Source organism: Blastopirellula marina (assembly GCF_002967715.1).
In the GTDB taxonomy this organism is placed as follows: Bacteria; Planctomycetota; Planctomycetia; order Pirellulales; family Pirellulaceae; genus Bremerella; species Bremerella marina_B.
The window spans coordinates 142767-160794 of the sequence record NZ_PUIA01000069.1; the positions used below are offsets into that span (position 1 = coordinate 142767).

Below are 18028 nucleotides of genomic sequence, written 5' to 3' on the forward strand. Positions count from 1 at the left end.
CTTTTTATTTCTAAAACCCCCGGCTATACTTCACAGATTGCCGAAGATTTTTTGCCCCAAAGGTCGCCTACTCATCAAACGCCTTTGATTCTTCGGCAGGCATTTTTCTTATCTCCATATACTTACTGCCTTCTTTTGTCAGCACGGATGTCGACACGCTTTTCATCTTATTTTTTTCTCTTATGCACCCCGTTTTGTGAGACTAAGTATGTCCCTATCTGTAAGTCCATTTCGACGCTCAGGTTTTACACTGGTCGAACTCCTGGTGGTGATTGCCATCATCGGAGTGTTAATCGCATTGCTTTTGCCCGCTGTTCAGCAAGCGCGTGAAGCAGCCCGTCGCATTGAGTGCAACAACAAGATCAAGCAGCTGGGCTTGGCTCTGCACAACTATCACGACACTTACTTAAAGTTCCCCGCCGGCGCGCAGATGACCGATGGAAAAACACAGACTTGCACCACTTCGGTATCGTCTCCAGCGATAACTCGTGGTGTTCCGTGGACGGTTGCGATTCTCCCGTTCCTGGAACTGACGAACCTGTATGATCAAGTCGATATGTCGGCTGAGTTTGTCTGTTCCAATGCCGAGGCACCAACTTCGGGTGCCAATAAGAACGTCTGGAAGACATCCGTGGCGGCCTATCAATGTCCATCCTTCCCGGCCGAATCAGTAGATAAGAACCATTCCAACTACTATGGAGTCATGGGCGGCGGCCCCACCGGGTCAGGCAACTGCCAATCCAGTGATGCAGGGCGACGCTTCTACATCAACGGCATCCTCTTCCAGAACTCTCGCACGAACTTCGCCAGCATTCAGGATGGCTCGTCGAACACGTTTCTGGTTGGTGAAACCCGTTACCAGCTGCTTGACGGTGGTCGTAGCGATACCCATTGGCTCGGCTGGGCATCAACCAATCGAGGAGGTGGATCAGCCGTTACCGGCACGCTGGCAGCTGCCCAAATCCAAATCAACGCCTGCGATGGCAACTGCCACGGAGACCGTTACGATACGACCTTCGGAAGCGGAACGATCCCCAACAGCCTGGGACAAGGCATTCACCAGCGCACCTTTGGCAGCTTTCACCCCGGCGGATGCATCTTCCTGATGGGCGACGCATCGGCTCACTTCGTAAGTGATACGATCGACCTGACCACGTACCAGAACCTGGCTATCCGCGACGATGGCAACGTGGCATCGCTTTCCAACTAGCCGGGTCTTGCACTAGCAAGTCGTTCCTACAAGTTATTCCTTTCTGAAACACATTGCATGAAACGTTTATCAGCTTTCCTGTTTCACCGCAGATGGGCATTGGCATTTGCGGTACTGCTGACGTCCGGCTGTGGTGACGGGAAGACTTCCGATACGTACTCGGTCTCCGGCAACATCACGTACGACGGCAAGCCCCTTCCTAGGGGAAACATCATGTTTTCGCCAGATGCCTCGGCAAATAACAAAGGTCCAGGCGCGATCGCGGAAATCAAAGATGGCAAGTACCAGACGCTGCCCGAAAAAGGTGTCACTGGCGGATCGTATGTACTGACCATCAACGGCTACGATGGTGTTCCAATCCCTAGTGGCGAAGGCGGAATGAACGAAATGGGAAAACCCTTGTTCCAGTCTTACGACACCAAGGTCGACCTTCCGAAGGAAGATACCCAGCACGATATCGAAGTGCCCAAACAAAAGTAGTCCGTTCCGACTACCCCTCGAAAGCCCAGCAGCAGGTTCCATCCATCGGTGGAATCTGCTTTTTTTGTCGATTCCAATCGCAGGCCTTCCCTTCCACAGAAGACTACAACGAACCTTCGGCTCGAAATTGGTATCCCACAAGCTGGCACTTCCACTGGCAAGCCGAATCACGTAAAACTGGACTCTGAAACGATTTGCCCTCGTAGCTCAGGGGATAGAGCGACGGTTTCCTAAACCGCAGGTCGGAGGTTCGATTCCTCCCGGGGGCACTTCTTCTTCTACCGTCGGGTTTAACCTGGCCAGGGCGTATGGGATCCCTGGATCAGGCTAAATCTTGCTAAGGGCCCAATTGGCCTGACGAGGTCTTTCTACGGCACCTAGCGGCAGTTCTGCTTTATTTCCGTGACCGGTCCTTGGATAACCATCTATTAGGTGGTGAAAGTCTTGCTCGGTTCGGCGAACGGCAGACAAGAAAGAGAAACGCCCCCGGCACACGAAATGTATTCCGTGTACCGGAGGTGTCCTTGGAGTCGGCCCGTTTTTGCCATGAAATATGATGGCTTTACGTTTGCCCTAGCCCACTCGTTTCCCTATCGATCTACGGTACCTGCATCAGAGCAATCGAACAGGAACGCAACCGGCACGACCGAAAGACCCTATTCTTTTGCGCAGCATTGGAAAGTTTTTGAGACTATTTTCTGCGAAACGAAAACTTCAGTGTCTCACTTTCCGCATCTTTTTCGCTTATCTATTTAGGAGCCAAGTGACGGCAAAATTCATGACGGATTCGTTTGCGAATGAATCCGTTAGACAGGATGAGTTTCAGCGGTTCAGAATTTCACATTACGCTTCTCTCTCGGAAACCCATGTGACAGCGAAATACATCGCACAAGAGTTCACTTTTGTAAGCAATCACAAGAGAGCAAAAGCTACCGTTAGCCTAGCCAATACCGGCCCCCACTTGGCAGGTTGTCACCTCAGGTGACCGTGAATACAGTGACACAAACATCGAATATTTACGAAACGTATTCCGCTCGATTGATAATTTGAACAGGAAAGCTTACCAGGAACAATGAATCGAGCTTACGCGTGTAACCGAGATTTCTTGCGTCATCTTCGACTTCGAAACGGATGGACGCAGGCCGATTTGGCCAAACGAGCAGGCTACAGCGAGCGATTAATCAGCAAGGCCGAAGCGGGAGTTCCCATCGCGCGAGATACAATCGTTGACCTCGCCGATGCTTTCAGCGAGTCGAATGAGGAACCGGTCTACTGGGAGGACCTTGCGAGTGATCCCATTCAACTCGCCCAACGTTATCTTGATGCGCTTCATATCCATCAAGAAAACATGTTCGACCATCTTGTCGACTTTATTCATGAAGATGTTGTTTTCAGAATCGCGGGAGATCCCGCTCACATTCCTTTCGCCGGTGAACACACAGGGATCGATGCCGTTCGCCAGGCATTTAATCTCTTTTTTGCCGTTTTGGAAGTTCCCCAAGACCACGACTACAACAAGGGCTATCAAGTCATGGGGCAAGGTCCCAATGCCATCATTTGGGGCGAATCTTGGATTCACCCCAAGGGAAAGCCCATGGATCAGCCCATTCGCGTTTCCAATCTGCTCATGTTTCGACGGGGCAAATTAATATTCCTGGATGACTGCTACGACACGGCAACGGGGGCCGCTCTTTTGCAGGGCTTTCCTTCGCCACCCGGCTAGTCTCCGAGATTCGATGGTCCTCTCGGAATTGCCGTAAACGAATTAAGCTTTAGCCGTACCACCAGGGAATGAGGATCACGCAGGCAATCAGCACCAAGATTGTGAAAGGCGTGCCGATTTTCAAATAGTCGCCGAACTTGTACTCGCCAGGCCCCATCACCAACGTGTTTACTGGCGAAGCAACCGGAGTCATGAATGCGGCCGATGCGGCAATCGCGACGGTCATCACAAAAGGGTAGGGGGAAACATCCAACTGCTTGGCAATACTCATGGCGATAGGTGCCATGAGAATTGCGGTTGCCGTGTTCGAAATTACCAGGCTAAACCCAGTGGTCAGTACAAACAGAACTGCGATTAACACATGTATCCCAGCCCCGTCTAAAGTGTTCATTAAAAACTCGACGGCGAGTTCTATACCGTGGGTTTTCTCGAGCGCTATCGCAAACGGCATCATACCGACGATCAAAAAAACGCTCTGCCATCGGATCGACTTGTAGGCCGTTTCGACATCAACACAGCGGAATAGCCCTAGCATCAGGCAGGCAATCAGGGCGGCAATGGCATTCGGCACAATGCCCGAAACCATCAGCATGATCATTACCGCCAACGACATAAGAGCCCAAGGGGCCTGCGAGATAGCAGGAGCGATATCGTCACTTTCCGCCGGCAATGAAAGCACCAAAAAGTTTCGCTTTTGTGTCCGCAGATTGTGAATCTGCTTCCAAGGTCCAATTACCAGTAAGATATCCCCTGGGCGAAGCTTCTCATCGGCTATGGCCCCAGCAAACGCGTCTCCACCTCGCCTCAGGCCGATCACACTGAGGCCATAAACGGTACGAAACTTTTCGTCCAGAATTGTTCGACCAATCAGGCCAGACTCCGGCACGACTGCAACTTCCGCCATCCCGACATTCTTCGACTGCTGGCTGAAGTAACTCCCTTCGATCGATAGGACAACGAGCCCAAGTTCGTCGACAAACTTTTCCAGATCATTCTCGGGGTGTACCAAGTCCGCCAATAGCACGTCCCCTGGGCGAATTTCGGTCTGCGCGATCGGATTGAGCAGATAGTTCCTTCCGCGTCCGTGGCGCTCGATACCAATCAGGTTCACGCCATTTCGCTGTCGTAAATCAAGCTCGCCGAGGGTTCTCCCGATCAGTTCGGAAGAGTAAGGCACCTGCAAACGAAAAGCTCGATCCTGGAGCTTATACTCTTCGATAAATGACTTCAGTGTTCGCCGACGAGAATTGGTGCCTGTCGTCGTATTTTTCGCCGTCAACCAATGTCTCGCCACCAGCATATAACCAACACTCAGCACGAGAATCGATAACCCCATGGGTGTGAACGAGAAGAAGTTGAAGCCTGGATGTCCTTCGCTTTCCAGAGCACTATCGACAATCATGTTGGGGGGCGTTGCCACAAGGGTCATCATGCCGCTGATCAGCCCAGCAACACTAAGCGGCATCATCATTCGCCCGGGATGTATGTTGAGACGCGAAGTGACATTCAGAACAACCGGGATGAAAATCGCGACGATGCCTGTCGAACTCATCACACTTCCCAGCAGTCCCACGCTCAGCATCAGCAGGACAACGAGCCTCGCCTCACTCCGGCCTGCTTTGAGAGCGAGCCACTGACCGACCTGCAGCGCGATGCCGGTCCGTGTGATACCTTCGCCAATGACAAACAGCGCGGCAATCAAAACCACATTCGGATCCGAGAAGCCCGCGAAGGCTTCCTGCACGCTAATAATGCCCAGCACAGGCAGCGCGACCATAGCCGACAAAGCCACCACATCCATGCGTGGCCAGTCGATAATGAACAGCACGATGCATATCACAAGCAGCCCAAGTACGACCGCCAAGTCCCATGGCATCGCTTTTTACTCCTTCACGCCACCAACAGTCGAAGCTGACGGACTTAGCCTTCTCGTTCGACAGGGTGTCTTTCTTTGTTATTGGTATAGAAATGCACATCTTGTTGCGGGCAAGGAATCGAGCTGCCAGCCTCAGCTCTTTCCTTAACTTTTTCGCTTATTCCAGGGAAGACTTGGCCGCAGTTTCGTCACCGCCTCGTTGGTCTTCTTCACCCCCATCTGCACGGCGGAGATGATCTGCTTCCCCTTGGCAAGTGTGTCAGTGTTCGGGTGCGGCCTCGGGACCTTTCCAGAGTTCTTCTTGCGTTGACAAAAGAGCCGTTATCCACCGGGTATAGGCGAACAGGTAGTCGCTCAACCGATTTGCGTAAGCCAACACCCACGGATCAATCGGTGAAAGTTCGTTCCGGCGAACCAAGACACGTTCCCAGCGACGACAAACAGTCCGTGCGACATGAGCGTGAGCTCCCAGCATGCAATCGCCAGGGATCGTAAAACCATCGATCGCATCGAACATCTCTCGATATCGATCGATACGTTCTTCGAGAAACGTTATCCGGGGATCAGCGGTTGCGTCGTAGGTTTGAGCTTCGGCCACAGGGGGCTTGGCACTAGCCAGGACGGCACCGGCCTCGTAGAGAATATTCTGAACCTTCCGAAAAATCTCATCCGTTTCCGCCGCGATCTTGGCACTGGGGCGCGTGCGAGGATCAGTAGCGTAAGCCCGAACAACTCCTAGAAAACTGATCAATTCGTCCGATTCTCCGTACGATTCGACTTCCAGCGATGACTTAGACACCTGAACCCCACCAGCCAAGGCAGTCGAGCCCTGGTCACCGGCTCGCGTATAGATTCGATGGATGTGAATCGACATGGAGTTGCTCCACGGGTAAAACTGAGAACCTGTTTCTGTCTCCATCATCGCAAATGGGCCGGTCTAAGAAAATGGCGGCCACCAAGGAACTGCTCGCTTGTTCGACCTGCAATCGTTCACGATCGTCAGTATTCTGTTGACCTTGACCCATATTCTGGGGCTGTTCGCTGCGGTCGACGCGATTATGAAATCGCGGACTTCCCAGGGCGCTATCGCCTGGATTCTTTTGCTGGTCTTGGTCCCATACTTTTCTCTTCCCTTCTACTGGATCTTTGGACGCAGCAAGTTTCAGGGGTACGTCAATACGCGTCGCATCCGAGCCAAGGATATTAAAGACAACACGCAGACGTTTCGGGCGGTCAGTCCGGACGTCATTGCCGACTTCCACGACCAGCCAGAAAAGCTCGTCCTGGAACGCCTGGCTGACTTTCCTTATACGCACTCGAATTCCATCCGCCTGTTGGTCAACGGGGAAGCGACCTTCGACGCCACCTACGAGATGATCTCGGAGGCGTCCGAGTATGTTCTGTTTCAGACCTATATCTTTCGAGAGGATGGCGTTGGCAAGCGGTTTGCCGAGCTACTCAAACGCAAAGCGCAGGAAGGGGTTGCGATTTACTTCCTGTACGACGAAATCGGCAGCTACCAGCTCACTCGCAAGTTCCTGCATGAACTGCGCGAAGCCAATATCAACGTGCGGCCGTTCCATACGACGCGCGGCAAAGGAAATCGTTTCCAGTTAAACTTCCGCAACCATCGCAAGATTGTCGTCGTTGATGGAAAAGCGGCAACTGTCGGAGGACTCAACTTTGGCGACGAGTATCTCGGTTTGTCAAAGCGTTTCGGTCCCTGGCGAGACACGCATATCAGAATTGACGGTCCCGCTGTTCAAGCTGTGCAGTGGTCGTTCCTGGAAGACTGGTACTGGGCCTCCGGTGACAATATTAACGTCAACTGGGACGAAGAACCGGCCCAAGACGGAGACGAGATCGCACTGGTCATTCCTATGGGGCCGGCCGATACCATCGAAACCTGCGGGCTGTTCTTCGTTCATGCCATCAACTCTGCCCAAAAGCGGATCTGGATTGCTTCTCCTTACTTTGTTCCCGACAAACAAGTTATCTGCGCCCTGCAGCTAGCAGCTTTGCGTGGATGCGACGTCCGGATCATGCTGCCAGAGCGTCCGGACCATTTGTTGGTTTACTTATCCAGTTTCCATTTCATCTCTGAAACGGCAATCGCTGATCGAATCACGTTCTACCGCTATCAGCCAGGCTTTCTTCACCAGAAGGTCATCCTGATCGACCACGAGATGGCGGCCGTTGGTACGGCCAACCTCGACAACCGTTCGTTTCGTCTCAATTTCGAGATTATGGTTGCCATCGTCAGCGAGAAATTCGCTCACTCTGTCGAAGCGATGCTGCTGGAAGACTTCAAGCAATGCCGTGAAGTCGACCCGCAAGAGATCCAAAAACGCTCGTTCTGGTTTCAGCTTGCCGTGAGTGGTTCGCGTTTGATGTCGCCGATCCAATAGCCTGCTAGCAGCGGCATTAACCGCAACATCGGCAAAGTTTACTTAACCGGAACCTACCTGACGTCCGAAAAACGAGAAGGACGCTTTGTCTTCATCGCACGACAGACAGGGCACACCAATCGTATCTAGTGAAAATGCAGTTAGATTTTGCGGACGGATATCATGCCAGCATCGCTTCGCCCCAACTTGCTCGCGACTCTTACCCTCGCGACCACGGTTAGCATGACCGGATGCATTTTTCCATTCACTCGGTCAAGCGATACCAAGCTGACCGAACTGGTCACTGAAGACTCGCAGCCACAACCCGTTCAGCAGGCCGCTGCTGCACCAAAGCCAGTCGGGGAAAAGAAGATGCCCCCGTTTGCGCGTTTCCTAGGTGGAATGTTCGGTGGTGAAGGGGCCCCTCAGGCCGAAGCCGAGCCAGAACCAGATCCGATCAACACACAAGCTTCCGAACCGGTTCAGCGAGTTGCTACCCTTCCGGCGACGACGCCAGCTCCTCAGCCAAGTGCCATTCAGCCAGCCCAAGACCTGGTAAAGACGAGCCCCCAGACCCCAATCTTCAATCCTAAGACCAACAACATGCCGGTTGTGGTGACACCAGAAACGAACACGATGGCCGACAAGCCAGATGTCGTTTCCTCGTTCACTCAGAAGCCAACTCAACTGGTCGATGCCCCGCGTCCCGAGGTTGTTGTCCAACCGATGCCCACTTCCGAGACGCAACCTCCGCAACAAGCCCCCGCACAGGCTGCACCTGCTCCACAGGTTGCCAAGACGACGCCTGTGAAACTTGAAGAAGATGCGTTGGACGCCCATGCCCGAGCACCTTGGGGCGAAAAGAAATTGCTGCAAAAGGCCATGGCCAATAGTTCGACCAACACCACCACGCTCGAACACTCGCTGGATTTGGCGTTGGAAACCGTACGTCGTGAACGACTGGGCGAGCAACCAGCCCCAGCAGTTGAGGCCACCACGCCCCAACCAGAACTTACGGCTCACGCAGATGTTAAAGCAGAGCCAGCGTTACCTGCCCAAACCCCGGCCACTCAGCAGCCAACCAAGATGGCCGCGAATCCGCTGCGTTCTTACGGCACAAAGACCGACTGGACCGGCAGTTCCTTACGAGACAGCCAGCCACAGATGATCGAGAACAACACACTCACAAAATACCCGCAAACCGACTCGAAGTGGTCGCCCAAGCTTCCCCCCAGTACGCCGGCTCCTGAAGAAGTCGTTAAACAGGAAGAGCCTGCGGCCGAACCACAAGTCACCGTGAATCCCTATGCGAAAACCGTCAGTAAGACGATCGCGGCCACTCCTGCTGCAGCCCCGCAACTTGCCGACAATGCAGTTGCCACTGCGGAACCAACGAACGAGCAGCCGGCTACCACCGACGACATTCACTTTCAATCGTCACTGCTAACCAAATTGCAAGCAGCCAATCGTCAGGCGAAGTGGGACTTCGACAGCCAGCCGCAACCACCAGCACAGAAAGCTGAAATCGCAGCGAAAACCACGAGTGCGATGCCTCAGATCGTGGAAAAGGAAATCGCCAAGCCCACGCTTCCACTTGTCGCTGCGGAAGAGCCGAAGGTTGCTCCAGCGGAGCCAGTTGCCGTACAGCCGAAGACAACCATCAATCCATCGGTCGCTCAGACCGAGCCGAAAGAAGTACCCCAAGTCATCCAGCCATTCATCATCGAGGAACCAGCGCGAGTAGCGCCAGTTCAACGTGGCCTGGTCCGCGCGGCCGAACCTCAACCGCTGGTCATCGATAACCAGCATGGGAAAATGCAGAATGCATCGCCGACAACGGCCCGGCCAATGCCCAAACTCGCTCCTGTCGTGCGAGCCAGCGAATACCAGAAGCCTTTGCCGCAAGCCGGCGGATCAAAGACGTATATCGTCAACTAAAGCTCTGCCCAGTGCACATCGGCACGGGTAAGCAGTCGATCCGCGACCGGAACGTAGTCTGGGCGGTTCTCGATCAGCAGTCTAGCGGCGTCTCGTAACGGAATGTTGCCGCCCGATTCCATCCAGATCACCTTAGGCAGCTTGGTTCCCAGCGGAGAACTGCCAGCCAGATGAGGGGCTGAAGTGGTCACGGTACTGTTATCCGCCACCGATTCTGGCATAAACATCAACCGCGAGACCGTTGGCCCCAACTGCGTCAGGCGACAATTCGACGAAGCAACGCGTTGCTTCCAATCGGGACCTTCCTGCAGAGAACTGAGGAACTGGCTCTCGCTACCTTCTTCGGAAGCATTCCGGCGTGCCAGGTCTTTGCCGCATTCCATCATGACGTCGATCAGCTTGTTGACGCCGTTACGCTCTTCATGCAGCAAGTTACAAAGCCCGCCGTGCTCGGCGTTCAGGACATCATCGATTTGAGTCTCCAGCACCAGGAGCTTCTCAAGGAACTTAGGGTCTTCCGTCAGCGAAGTGTCGTCGAGAGCCATGCGCTCGCGGGCTTTCATCTCAGCCATTTCCAGGCTGATAATTGTGTTTTTGATCCACATGTTGTCTCGCATGATGGCCGTTCTCAGATGCTGAAACACCTGACACGTGGCCAATACGATGACACCGTGAGTACGCAGCAAAGCGTAGTTGAGCCAAAGCGAACGCAGTTCCGGTAGTCCCATCCGATGATCGCCAGCACGGCCGCCACGTTTTGACGCCTGGTGAATGACTGGGAACAGGGCAGTGCGGACCTTTTCAATTTCCTGCTCGGTTCGATCTCCCATCGCACGAACCTTATCTTCCAGTTCGCTCAAACGCTGGTCGACGACGATGGAAAGTTGCTTAACGCCTCGGACACGGAAAGATGGCTCGTTCAGAATCCCGTGAACTTGATCGAGCACTTTCTTCTGATAGTGGGCGGCAATCTGTCGAATGTGCGGGGCGATTTCCGAATGCAACGAAACGGCGATCAACTTGCCCGGCTCGGCTTCCATGTTCGAGGCACCGATCAACTGATCGAGCGAGTCGAGCATTTGAATGGTCATCTCGGCCGAGGTAGGGGGAATTCGCGAGGCACCAATCTCGTTGGCGAAGCGACCAATCGTTTCGCTAAAGTAGTCTTCAGGGCGTCCGCCGATCTCGTCTTCCACGACTTGCGTGACCATATCGATCACGGTCTCCAGACGGAACTCGCTATCCTGAAAGATCTTGGCCGAACGCAGATCGAGCACCCTTTGATAATGATCTGCTCGCGAACTGGCTTGCTGGTCGGTATCGTTCAAATGTGCCAGCTTGCGTTGTTCTTTCTCGCCATGCCCGCTGCCGTGCCAACGACGCAGCAATTCCATGGTGTAGCGAGCCGCGGCCAGATCGAGATGCCCGCTGGAACACAACGCTTTCCCGGCAAAAGCCCAGGCAGAAACTGTCGGCCCCATCTCTTTGTTCGTATCTTCAGAATCACGGCTACGCTGAGCCACGTCGCGGCCTTCGTACACGTTCATGTACAACAAGTCGGCCAGGTCATGGATATCGACCGGCACGTTTCGCGTCTCAGCGGAACTACCCGTTTCGAACAACGTGATCTGTTTCGAGATCTTTTCGGTCCAACGCTGCGGCGGGATCTTGGTGACGGCATCACCGGGATACTCGCCGGTAACCTGAAAGTGAAATAGCTCCCGCAAGCAAGCATACGTATTGCAGCGTGCCAGATCTTGCTGTTCGGTTCCGTTGGGCGTTGCGTGAACCAGCCATAGCGAGACATCGTCGCCGCTGCCGCCAAACTCTTGAATGACTTCCTGGGCGAGCGCGAACGCGTCCCAGGCCATGCCGCTGCCTGTGCCGCCGCTACTGCTCATCACGAGCACAATCCGCGGCTTTTCCTGCCAGGAGAAGTGTTCGCTGCGAGGGTCCATGTTTCCGCGAGCCAAATCCATCGCATCGGCAACGGCATCGCGGATCTGCTCTCGCAAACGACTGGCATGATCGGCAAACGCAAGTCGCCCCAGGGGACGCATGCCTTCGGTTTTCAACGACAGGGGAATGTTATACAGCCAACGCCGGCTCATCGACTTCGTCAAATGACGCGAAAGGTTGCGATACGCTTGAGGACGTCGCAGCGGCATTTCCACGGTCGAAAGCGAAGGCGTTCCAGCCGTGGCACCGAGTTGCCCAGTGCTTTGCACCAGGTCCGTGGTATCTGTATCAATTGCCACGCAGCGGCACCAATGCTGTTCGGCATTGGTACCAACCAGTTCCAGACGTCGATCGACGAAATGACGAATGATTCGGTTTCCTAAGCCACCGATTCCCAGCACCACGCTGGGGCGTAGTTCGCGCTGGGTACGATCGTCGGCCAGCGGTGGCAGAATCTCTTGCTTGCGAGGCGTGATCTCCTCCCAAACATGGCTCGACCGGGCCTGCCACTGCTGACTGTCGCGATCCATGCGGATGGTTTCAGGATCGAAATCACCCGAGCCCTGCTTGGCATCGCTCGACTTCGTGTCGTTGCAGTTGATGGTCTTGGTATCGGTCTTGGAAGACTCGTCGTGGTCGACCGAACCACTACGTACCTGGGGAAGGTGGGCGATGCTATCAGCCTCGATCAAGGCCTTCACCATTTCCGCGCAACTGCGATAGCGTTCGTTGGGCTTTTTCGCGAGTGCCTTGGAAAGGATGTCCCGATCGCGCGGAGGAAGGGTGTTCAGCCGCGGGGGGCTATTGAGATGCTGAGCGGTTAACTGGGCCAGATTGCGACCGGGGAAGGGGAGGGTGCCGGTCAGCATTTCCTGGTACACAATTGCCAGGCTGTATTGATCGCTCTGTCGCGATGGCTGGTCGTTGAACACTTCAGGCGAAGCGTAAAGCGGCGTCAGGCCGGCCATCATCGAGGCCGTCACGTCCTGGATCGACTTGACCAGGCCAAAGTCGGCCACCTTGGCGTGCGTGCCGACGACAAGCAGGTTCTCAGGCTTCACATCCAAATGCTGCAGCGAATGGACCTCGGTCATGTAGTCCAATGCTTCGGCCGAGTCGGCCAGGTATCGCAGCAGTTCGTCGCGGGGGATGCCTGGAAGTCCTTCCTTGCGGCATTCGTCGAAACGATCCTTCAAGCAGCAATCGGCCAGCTCGGTAACGACCACTAACTGCGCATCGATCACTTCGATGCGTTCGAGAGATAGAAGAAATGGATGGCGAAGGTTTTTGATGCGGTTGAGTGCCTTCAGCTCGCGCGAGGCACGAGCTTCGTCGTGGAATCCGAACACCAACTTGACGGCCTTGGAAAGACCACCAGGGGCATCGGCTCGCCAGACTTCGCCGTATCCACCAGCTCCGATTCGTTGTACGAGACGATATCCGTCTACTTCCCGTACGGTTGTACTTGTCTCAATCGACACGATTAGGAACCTTATCTCGGGTCTGCGATTTCAATCATCGCAAAGGAACACCCAGTTGTGTATGTGCACGCATTGCTGCGTTCAGCTTTCGCTAGGAACCTTGCTCCCGAAGAAGCGAGGCTAGTTATCAGGACATCCTGTCCGAGGATCGATCAAACATTGAGTTCAGGCGGGAAAACGCACTACGGCATGGAATCCCATCTGTTCTAAGGCTTGATTGTCCGGTCCGCCGGAACCTGCTTGGGCCAATGCCTGGCAGCCTTTGGACGAAACCTCCTGAATGAATTCGTGAATGCTATTGGCGACCGCCGGACTTCGCGACGTGGCCGACAACGCACTGGCAGCAACTCCGATCATCGAGCAGTGCTCAAGCACTTCCGAGACGATCGGCGGTTTGAATTGATCGATACCGACGACAGCAAACTGCACGCCCATCCCGCGCAAGTCATCGACGAGCACGTTGTCGAATAAGTTGGCTTCCCAAACGTCGATCTTTGCCCCAAGGGCGACCTTCAGCGACGCTCCAAAGGTGGTTCGCATCCAGCCCACGGTTTCCTGCAGGTCTTGCCGCTGGAAGTCGGTTTGATCGAGTTCCAACATCAGGAAACTGCCCGTTTCCTGGCGTTCCTGCAGGGCGAACATGGCCGACACATGTTGCAATAGTCGAAGTGGGTTCTCTAAAACGAGCGAGTCTTTCAACAGGCGAGTTTCATCGTGACTTTGATACGCCTTGCGAAACAGCGGGCACCAGTGGCCAACGGTCTTTTGATCGCGAATGGATTGAACGGAAGTCAGTCCCGGATCGATACGATTGAGCCCCGACCATTGATTGACGGTTCGCAGGGCCTGGATCAACAAGTGCGGATCTTGAGCGGGCTTTTCGGCTTGGATACGGTCTTCCATCGCCAACGTAACGGTCTGGCGCGTCGTCGCAGCCGCAGGGCAGTGAAAGTCGAATTCAAAATCGGCGATCGAAACGGTATCGCCATCCACCAGCAGATGCTCTTCGATCTGCTCGCCGTTGATATAAACGCCGTTGGTGCTGCGCAAATCACGAATCAGGTAGCCTGTTCCATGCCGCACGACTTCCGCATGCTCGCGCGAAACACGCCCCGACTCCACCGTTAAGTTGCAGGTTGCGTTACGCCCGATGATGAAGGGAAACTCATCGATCACCGTCTTGGTCGACCGTCCATTGGCTTGATCGAGGTACTCGAGGTAAATCGAGTCGGTTCCGATTTGTGGAAGCAGCTGCGTCTGCATTCGTCCTACCCTAATGCTGGCGTCTACTCGAAAACCGACGTTTGGATCCGTAATATCCGCGTCGATCGGGAAAAGTCTGAGGAAAAGCTGCCGCGTTGCGCTGATTGATTCACTTCGCGGAGATTGGGGGCAATGTCACGCCCAAAACAAACATAGGTCACGATTGCTCGGTGTGACTGCGAATTCTCTTTCGGCGAGTGGCAAAATTTCTTACGGCCCTTTCGCGTACCACCATAAAAAACAATTTCCGCAACGGATTTGGCCATTTCCCAGACGGATATGAACTATGTTTTTCATAGCCGCGCGGGTCCCTCCATGCGCCGCGACCTTTCCTTTTCTCTTATCTGGGTAGCAGGTAGTTCTATGGTTACACGCGCACTGCGAATCGTCGTTGTCTCTGAGGACCGTCAGCACCTTCGCGATTGCTTCGACTTCTTTGTCGCTTGCGGATATGAGGTCGAAACTCGCTGCGATTCCATCTACCGCGAGTCCGATTCGCCTGAGAAAAAGGATGTCCTGATCTACGACTACGATGGTAGCCAAACGACCATCAGCCATAACAACCTATTCAAAATTGCCGTCATTCCGGCAGAAAAGCCAGATCTAGTGCAGAAGGCCATTTCGGAAGCGGCCGACGACGTCGTTCTCAAGCCAGTTACACCTGCCAAGCTGCTCGTTCGCGTCCGAGCTGCCGCCGCGATCCTCGAAGCACGAGTCGCCGTTTCCCAGCAATACGGTCGCAATCCGCGCAATGCGTATCCCAGCGAGGGGGCCTTCCTGGGCACCTTACAATACACCATCGAGCAGATCGCCGTTCATGGCCATTGCGTCTGCACAACACTTTTCGCCGTCTCGAACACCAAGTCTGAACGTTACCGGGAATGGCTTGCCAGTCTCGAGGCGACAGCCCTTCCTGATTCGCGCATCTTCGAGTTGTCCGGCAATCGTGTGGCCGTGGTCACCCCGGCGTCTTCGCCAGATCAGGTAACCCTGTGGGCCGCTGATCAAATGGCGCAAGCATCGGTCCGCGATACCTCGCACGCCGATGTTTCTCCGCTCAGCATTTCGGGAAGCTTCGTCAGTACCCGAAACGAATCTTCCACCAGCGAGCAGGTTTCGTTGCTGCTAACCGATCGGCTGAATTTAGCCCAAAGTCTCGGCGAAGGGCTGCTTGTCGATGATTCGCTGGAAAATCAGTGGCTGCCACCGCAACCAACGGGAAGCATTTTCGAAGGCATGACCGCCCAAGATATCATGCAGCCGACGACGGTCCGCCTGAACGCATCCGACAGCGTGCAGAATGCCCTGGAAAACATGCGACTATGGAACGCCGAAATTGCCCCGGTCTTCCAAGCCGATGATACGCCGTGTGGTCTCATCCGAACGGACGACCTCGTTGAAATCGAGGATAAGCACCAGGCCATTGGCCGGTACTGCCTGCCGAATATCCCACAGGTTCGCTGCGATTCGACGTTCGATGAATTTGTGGCCCTGTTCTCCTCGCACGACTCTTCGTGGCTCCAGGTCTTTCGTGACGGCACGCCGGTGGGCGTTATTCACTGCGACGACCTGACCTCGATGAATACGCCGGTGATGGTCTCGCTGCCGTAACGAAATGGCTTGCAACGCATTCATCGTGACGATCAAACCGTGATCGTCACGCCTGGAAAGTCGGCCATCAGTTGCCACCCAACAACTCTCTGCTGAAGAGCAAGCCGAATACTTCGCTTGCGATCCTAGTCAGGCCAGCCTCATCGAAACCAATTTCGACGAGTAATCATTCACCGCATGACGAGCCGCTGCTTAGTCGTTGCCGGCCACAACCGTGAAGTAGCTTCCCACAACCAGGTCAAAGTACTCTGGCCGCATCTCCATCGGAAAGCCTTTATAGACGCAATAATTGCGGATTTGCGTCAGAAGGTCACGCGGCTGGCAGCGTCGTAGAGGACGCTTGGTTGGCGTGTAATGCTTATCGATCAGATGCGTTACCGAATCTTCGTCATAGCGACAACCGAATTGCTTTGTGAAGATCTGAAACAGCTTGTGGAACTCTTCTTGCGAAGCATCTTCGATTTCGATCTTGTACGGAATACGACGCAGGAAGGCATCGTCGGTCAGGTCCGATGGCTCCAGGTTGGTCGAGAAGATAATTAACTGCTCGAACGGCACCTGTATCTTTTTACCATTAGGCAATGCCAGGTAGTCGACTCGGTTTTCCAGCGGAACAATCCAGCGATTCAACAGTTCCTGCGGCTGCATACGCTGACGTCCAAAGTCGTCGATCAGCAGGCTGCCACAATTGCTTTTCATCTGCAGCGGAGCCTCGCAGATGTTGTTGATCGGGTCGAACCGGATTTCGAGGCTATCCATGGTGAGTTCACCACCGACAACCACCGTCGGGCGCTGAATCTTGATCCAGCGATGGTCGAAGTTGTCGTTCTTGATGATGCTGTTTTCCTGCTGATCGACCGTCTCGTGGAACGCGGCATCAAACAGCTTGATGTACTGGCCATCTTCCACAACGGTCCGCGGAATCCAGATCTCTTGCCCGTAACAGGCCGTAATCCGCTTGGCCAGCGTCGTTTTGCCGTTGCCTGGGGCACCGTATAGGAAAAGACCAGCCCCGGAATTCACAGCCGGTCCCAATCGATCGAACATGCCTGGCTCGACGGAAAGCCCCTCGAACGCACGACGCAGGTCTTCCTCTTTCGGGGTCTCGTTACGTACCGACTGGGCTTCGACCGAGGTGATATAGTCGTCCAGCGATACCGGGGCCGGGCCGAAGTAGGCACACGAATGCATGTAGGTTTGAGCCCGGGAACGCCCCTGGTCGGTCAGGGTATAGGTGTAGTCATTCAGCGGAGCCGAGCCGCAGTGGGTGATCAACTGCCGCGTCCGAAGCGAGGTCAGCAAACCCTCGACAATGCCAAACGGCAGGCAGATATGCTCGGCCGTCTTCCGGCCGCTCAGCGATCCAATGTTCAGATACAGCTTGAGGATGATCGACTCAATCAGTGTCGGGGATAACTGAGTGTCCTCTAAGGTCTTGGGTTCTTCAGGACGAAATCCATCATCCGCTAGCAAAGCCGCAAGAAGACCTGACTTAAGTTCGGTACCGGACATAGTTATGACTTCTGCAATGTTTGATGGCGACTGAAAGATTCGCGCATAGGGGCGCACGACACTGAAAAAGTGTAGGATGCGAGGCACAATCGGCCCCGAATTACTGAGTTTTTTCGGTCAATTTCTAAAAAGTTGAAAATGCCAATCACCCGCTAGCGCCCTGGCATTTTTACGCCTCATAACAATATCCCAAGCCAAACTTCGCGCTAGCAATCAACATGTGGTGTCTTATGACCTAGACTTTCTCGTGTGACGATAATAATAGGTGCAACAGACGCGCAGGTTCATATTTCTTGCCGAGCCCATTCATGGTAGGTTCTGCAAATCACTAACTCACGCGAGTCAAAAGCCATGGCCAACGAAAAAGCCAAACTGCTGTTAGAGAATTCGAGCGATTACTTCGAGCGAATTTCCGCCATCCAATCTGCCCTGCAATTGGGGATGCCGATGGAGGAGATCGAAGACTACCTCGACTGGCTGCGACTACTTCGCGCCGAGAAGTGCGAGATGGCAGCCGCTGGTTCCACGAGCACGTCGGGAATCTAGTCGACCGGGGGCTGGAGAGAAACGGCCCTCAGAAAAAATCCT

General features: G+C 54.3%; 12 protein-coding genes and 1 tRNA gene. 8 read left to right on the plus strand and 5 right to left on the minus strand.

Annotated features, from left to right (window positions below; all coding sequences use genetic code 11):
- The first annotated feature begins 208 nt into the window (after window positions 1-208).
- The 4 genes from C5Y96_RS21110 (at window position 209) to C5Y96_RS21130 (ending at window position 3413) form a co-directional block, all read left to right on the plus strand.
- Window positions 209-1210, plus strand: coding sequence for a DUF1559 domain-containing protein (locus tag C5Y96_RS21110; RefSeq protein ID WP_105357530.1), 1002 nt, complete (start codon window positions 209-211; stop codon window positions 1208-1210).
- Window positions 1211-1267: 57 nt separating this feature from the next.
- Window positions 1268-1690: a hypothetical protein gene (locus C5Y96_RS27150; RefSeq protein ID WP_146115757.1), complete on the plus strand. Its 423-nt coding sequence runs from the start codon at window positions 1268-1270 to the stop codon at window positions 1688-1690.
- 196 nt (window positions 1691-1886) lie between these two features.
- Window positions 1887-1959: transfer RNA gene (locus C5Y96_RS21120), tRNA-Arg, on the plus strand.
- A gap of 836 nt (window positions 1960-2795) precedes the next feature.
- On the plus strand, window positions 2796-3413 hold the full coding sequence (locus tag C5Y96_RS21130) for a helix-turn-helix domain-containing protein (protein ID WP_158261348.1): 618 nt from the start codon (window positions 2796-2798) through the stop codon (window positions 3411-3413).
- A 49-nt stretch (window positions 3414-3462) separates the two neighbouring features.
- Here C5Y96_RS21130 and C5Y96_RS21135 read toward each other — a convergent pair whose 3' ends face one another.
- Entirely contained in the window at window positions 3463-5289 is a 1827-nt protein-coding gene (locus C5Y96_RS21135) for an SLC13 family permease (RefSeq protein ID WP_105357538.1), read from the minus strand.
- Between the two features lie 259 nt (window positions 5290-5548).
- Window positions 5549-6163, minus strand: coding sequence for a cob(I)yrinic acid a,c-diamide adenosyltransferase (locus tag C5Y96_RS21140; RefSeq protein ID WP_158261349.1), 615 nt, complete (start codon window positions 6161-6163; stop codon window positions 5549-5551).
- A 97-nt stretch (window positions 6164-6260) separates the two neighbouring features.
- Between C5Y96_RS21140 and cls the strand changes: the two genes are divergently transcribed.
- Window positions 6261-7697, plus strand: a complete 1437-nt coding sequence (cls, locus tag C5Y96_RS21145) for a cardiolipin synthase (RefSeq protein ID WP_233199043.1) — start codon at window positions 6261-6263, stop codon at window positions 7695-7697.
- Window positions 7698-7859: 162 nt separating this feature from the next.
- Window positions 7860-9614 (plus strand): hypothetical protein, encoded by a 1755-nt coding sequence (locus tag C5Y96_RS21150; RefSeq protein ID WP_105357543.1) that lies wholly within the window; start codon window positions 7860-7862, stop codon window positions 9612-9614.
- On the opposite strand, the gene C5Y96_RS21155 is transcribed toward C5Y96_RS21150, so the two are convergent.
- Together C5Y96_RS21155 and C5Y96_RS21160 are read right to left on the minus strand one after the other, a co-directional pair.
- Complete coding sequence (locus C5Y96_RS21155) at window positions 9611-13054, minus strand: protein kinase domain-containing protein (protein WP_105357545.1); 3444 nt, start codon at window positions 13052-13054, stop codon at window positions 9611-9613. The genes C5Y96_RS21150 and C5Y96_RS21155 overlap by 4 nt on opposite strands.
- Before the next feature lie 165 nt (window positions 13055-13219).
- A complete protein-coding gene (locus tag C5Y96_RS21160; protein WP_105357547.1) occupies window positions 13220-14317 on the minus strand; it encodes an FHA domain-containing protein in 1098 nt (365 codons plus the stop codon).
- 363 nt (window positions 14318-14680) lie between these two features.
- Between C5Y96_RS21160 and C5Y96_RS21165 the strand changes: the two genes are divergently transcribed.
- The gene (locus tag C5Y96_RS21165) at window positions 14681-15928 is read left to right on the plus strand and encodes a CBS domain-containing protein (RefSeq protein ID WP_105357550.1); all 1248 of its coding nucleotides are present in this window, start codon (window positions 14681-14683) and stop codon (window positions 15926-15928) included.
- 192 nt (window positions 15929-16120) lie between these two features.
- Here C5Y96_RS21165 and C5Y96_RS21170 read toward each other — a convergent pair whose 3' ends face one another.
- Window positions 16121-17440 (minus strand): AAA family ATPase, encoded by a 1320-nt coding sequence (locus C5Y96_RS21170; RefSeq protein WP_105357552.1) that lies wholly within the window; start codon window positions 17438-17440, stop codon window positions 16121-16123.
- Between the two features lie 351 nt (window positions 17441-17791).
- Between C5Y96_RS21170 and C5Y96_RS21175 the strand changes: the two genes are divergently transcribed.
- Entirely contained in the window at window positions 17792-17986 is a 195-nt protein-coding gene (locus tag C5Y96_RS21175) for a hypothetical protein (protein WP_105357554.1), read from the plus strand.
- The last annotated feature ends 42 nt before the right edge of the window (window positions 17987-18028 follow it).

Coding starts and splice junctions, on each gene's coding strand:
- C5Y96_RS21135 (WP_105357538.1), bottom strand. CDS start 5,289: ATGCCATGGGACTTGGCGGTCGTACTTGGGCTGCTTGTGATATGCATC.
- C5Y96_RS21140 (WP_158261349.1), bottom strand. CDS start 6,163: ATGTCGATTCACATCCATCGAATCTATACGCGAGCCGGTGACCAGGGC.
- C5Y96_RS21175 (WP_105357554.1), top strand. CDS start 17,792: ATGGCCAACGAAAAAGCCAAACTGCTGTTAGAGAATTCGAGCGATTAC.
- C5Y96_RS21160 (WP_105357547.1), bottom strand. CDS start 14,317: ATGCAGACGCAGCTGCTTCCACAAATCGGAACCGACTCGATTTACCTC.
- C5Y96_RS21170 (WP_105357552.1), bottom strand. CDS start 17,440: ATGTCCGGTACCGAACTTAAGTCAGGTCTTCTTGCGGCTTTGCTAGCG.
- C5Y96_RS21165 (WP_105357550.1), top strand. CDS start 14,681: ATGGTTACACGCGCACTGCGAATCGTCGTTGTCTCTGAGGACCGTCAG.
- C5Y96_RS27150 (WP_146115757.1), top strand. CDS start 1,268: ATGAAACGTTTATCAGCTTTCCTGTTTCACCGCAGATGGGCATTGGCA.
- C5Y96_RS21150 (WP_105357543.1), top strand. CDS start 7,860: ATGCCAGCATCGCTTCGCCCCAACTTGCTCGCGACTCTTACCCTCGCG.
- C5Y96_RS21110 (WP_105357530.1), top strand. CDS start 209: ATGTCCCTATCTGTAAGTCCATTTCGACGCTCAGGTTTTACACTGGTC.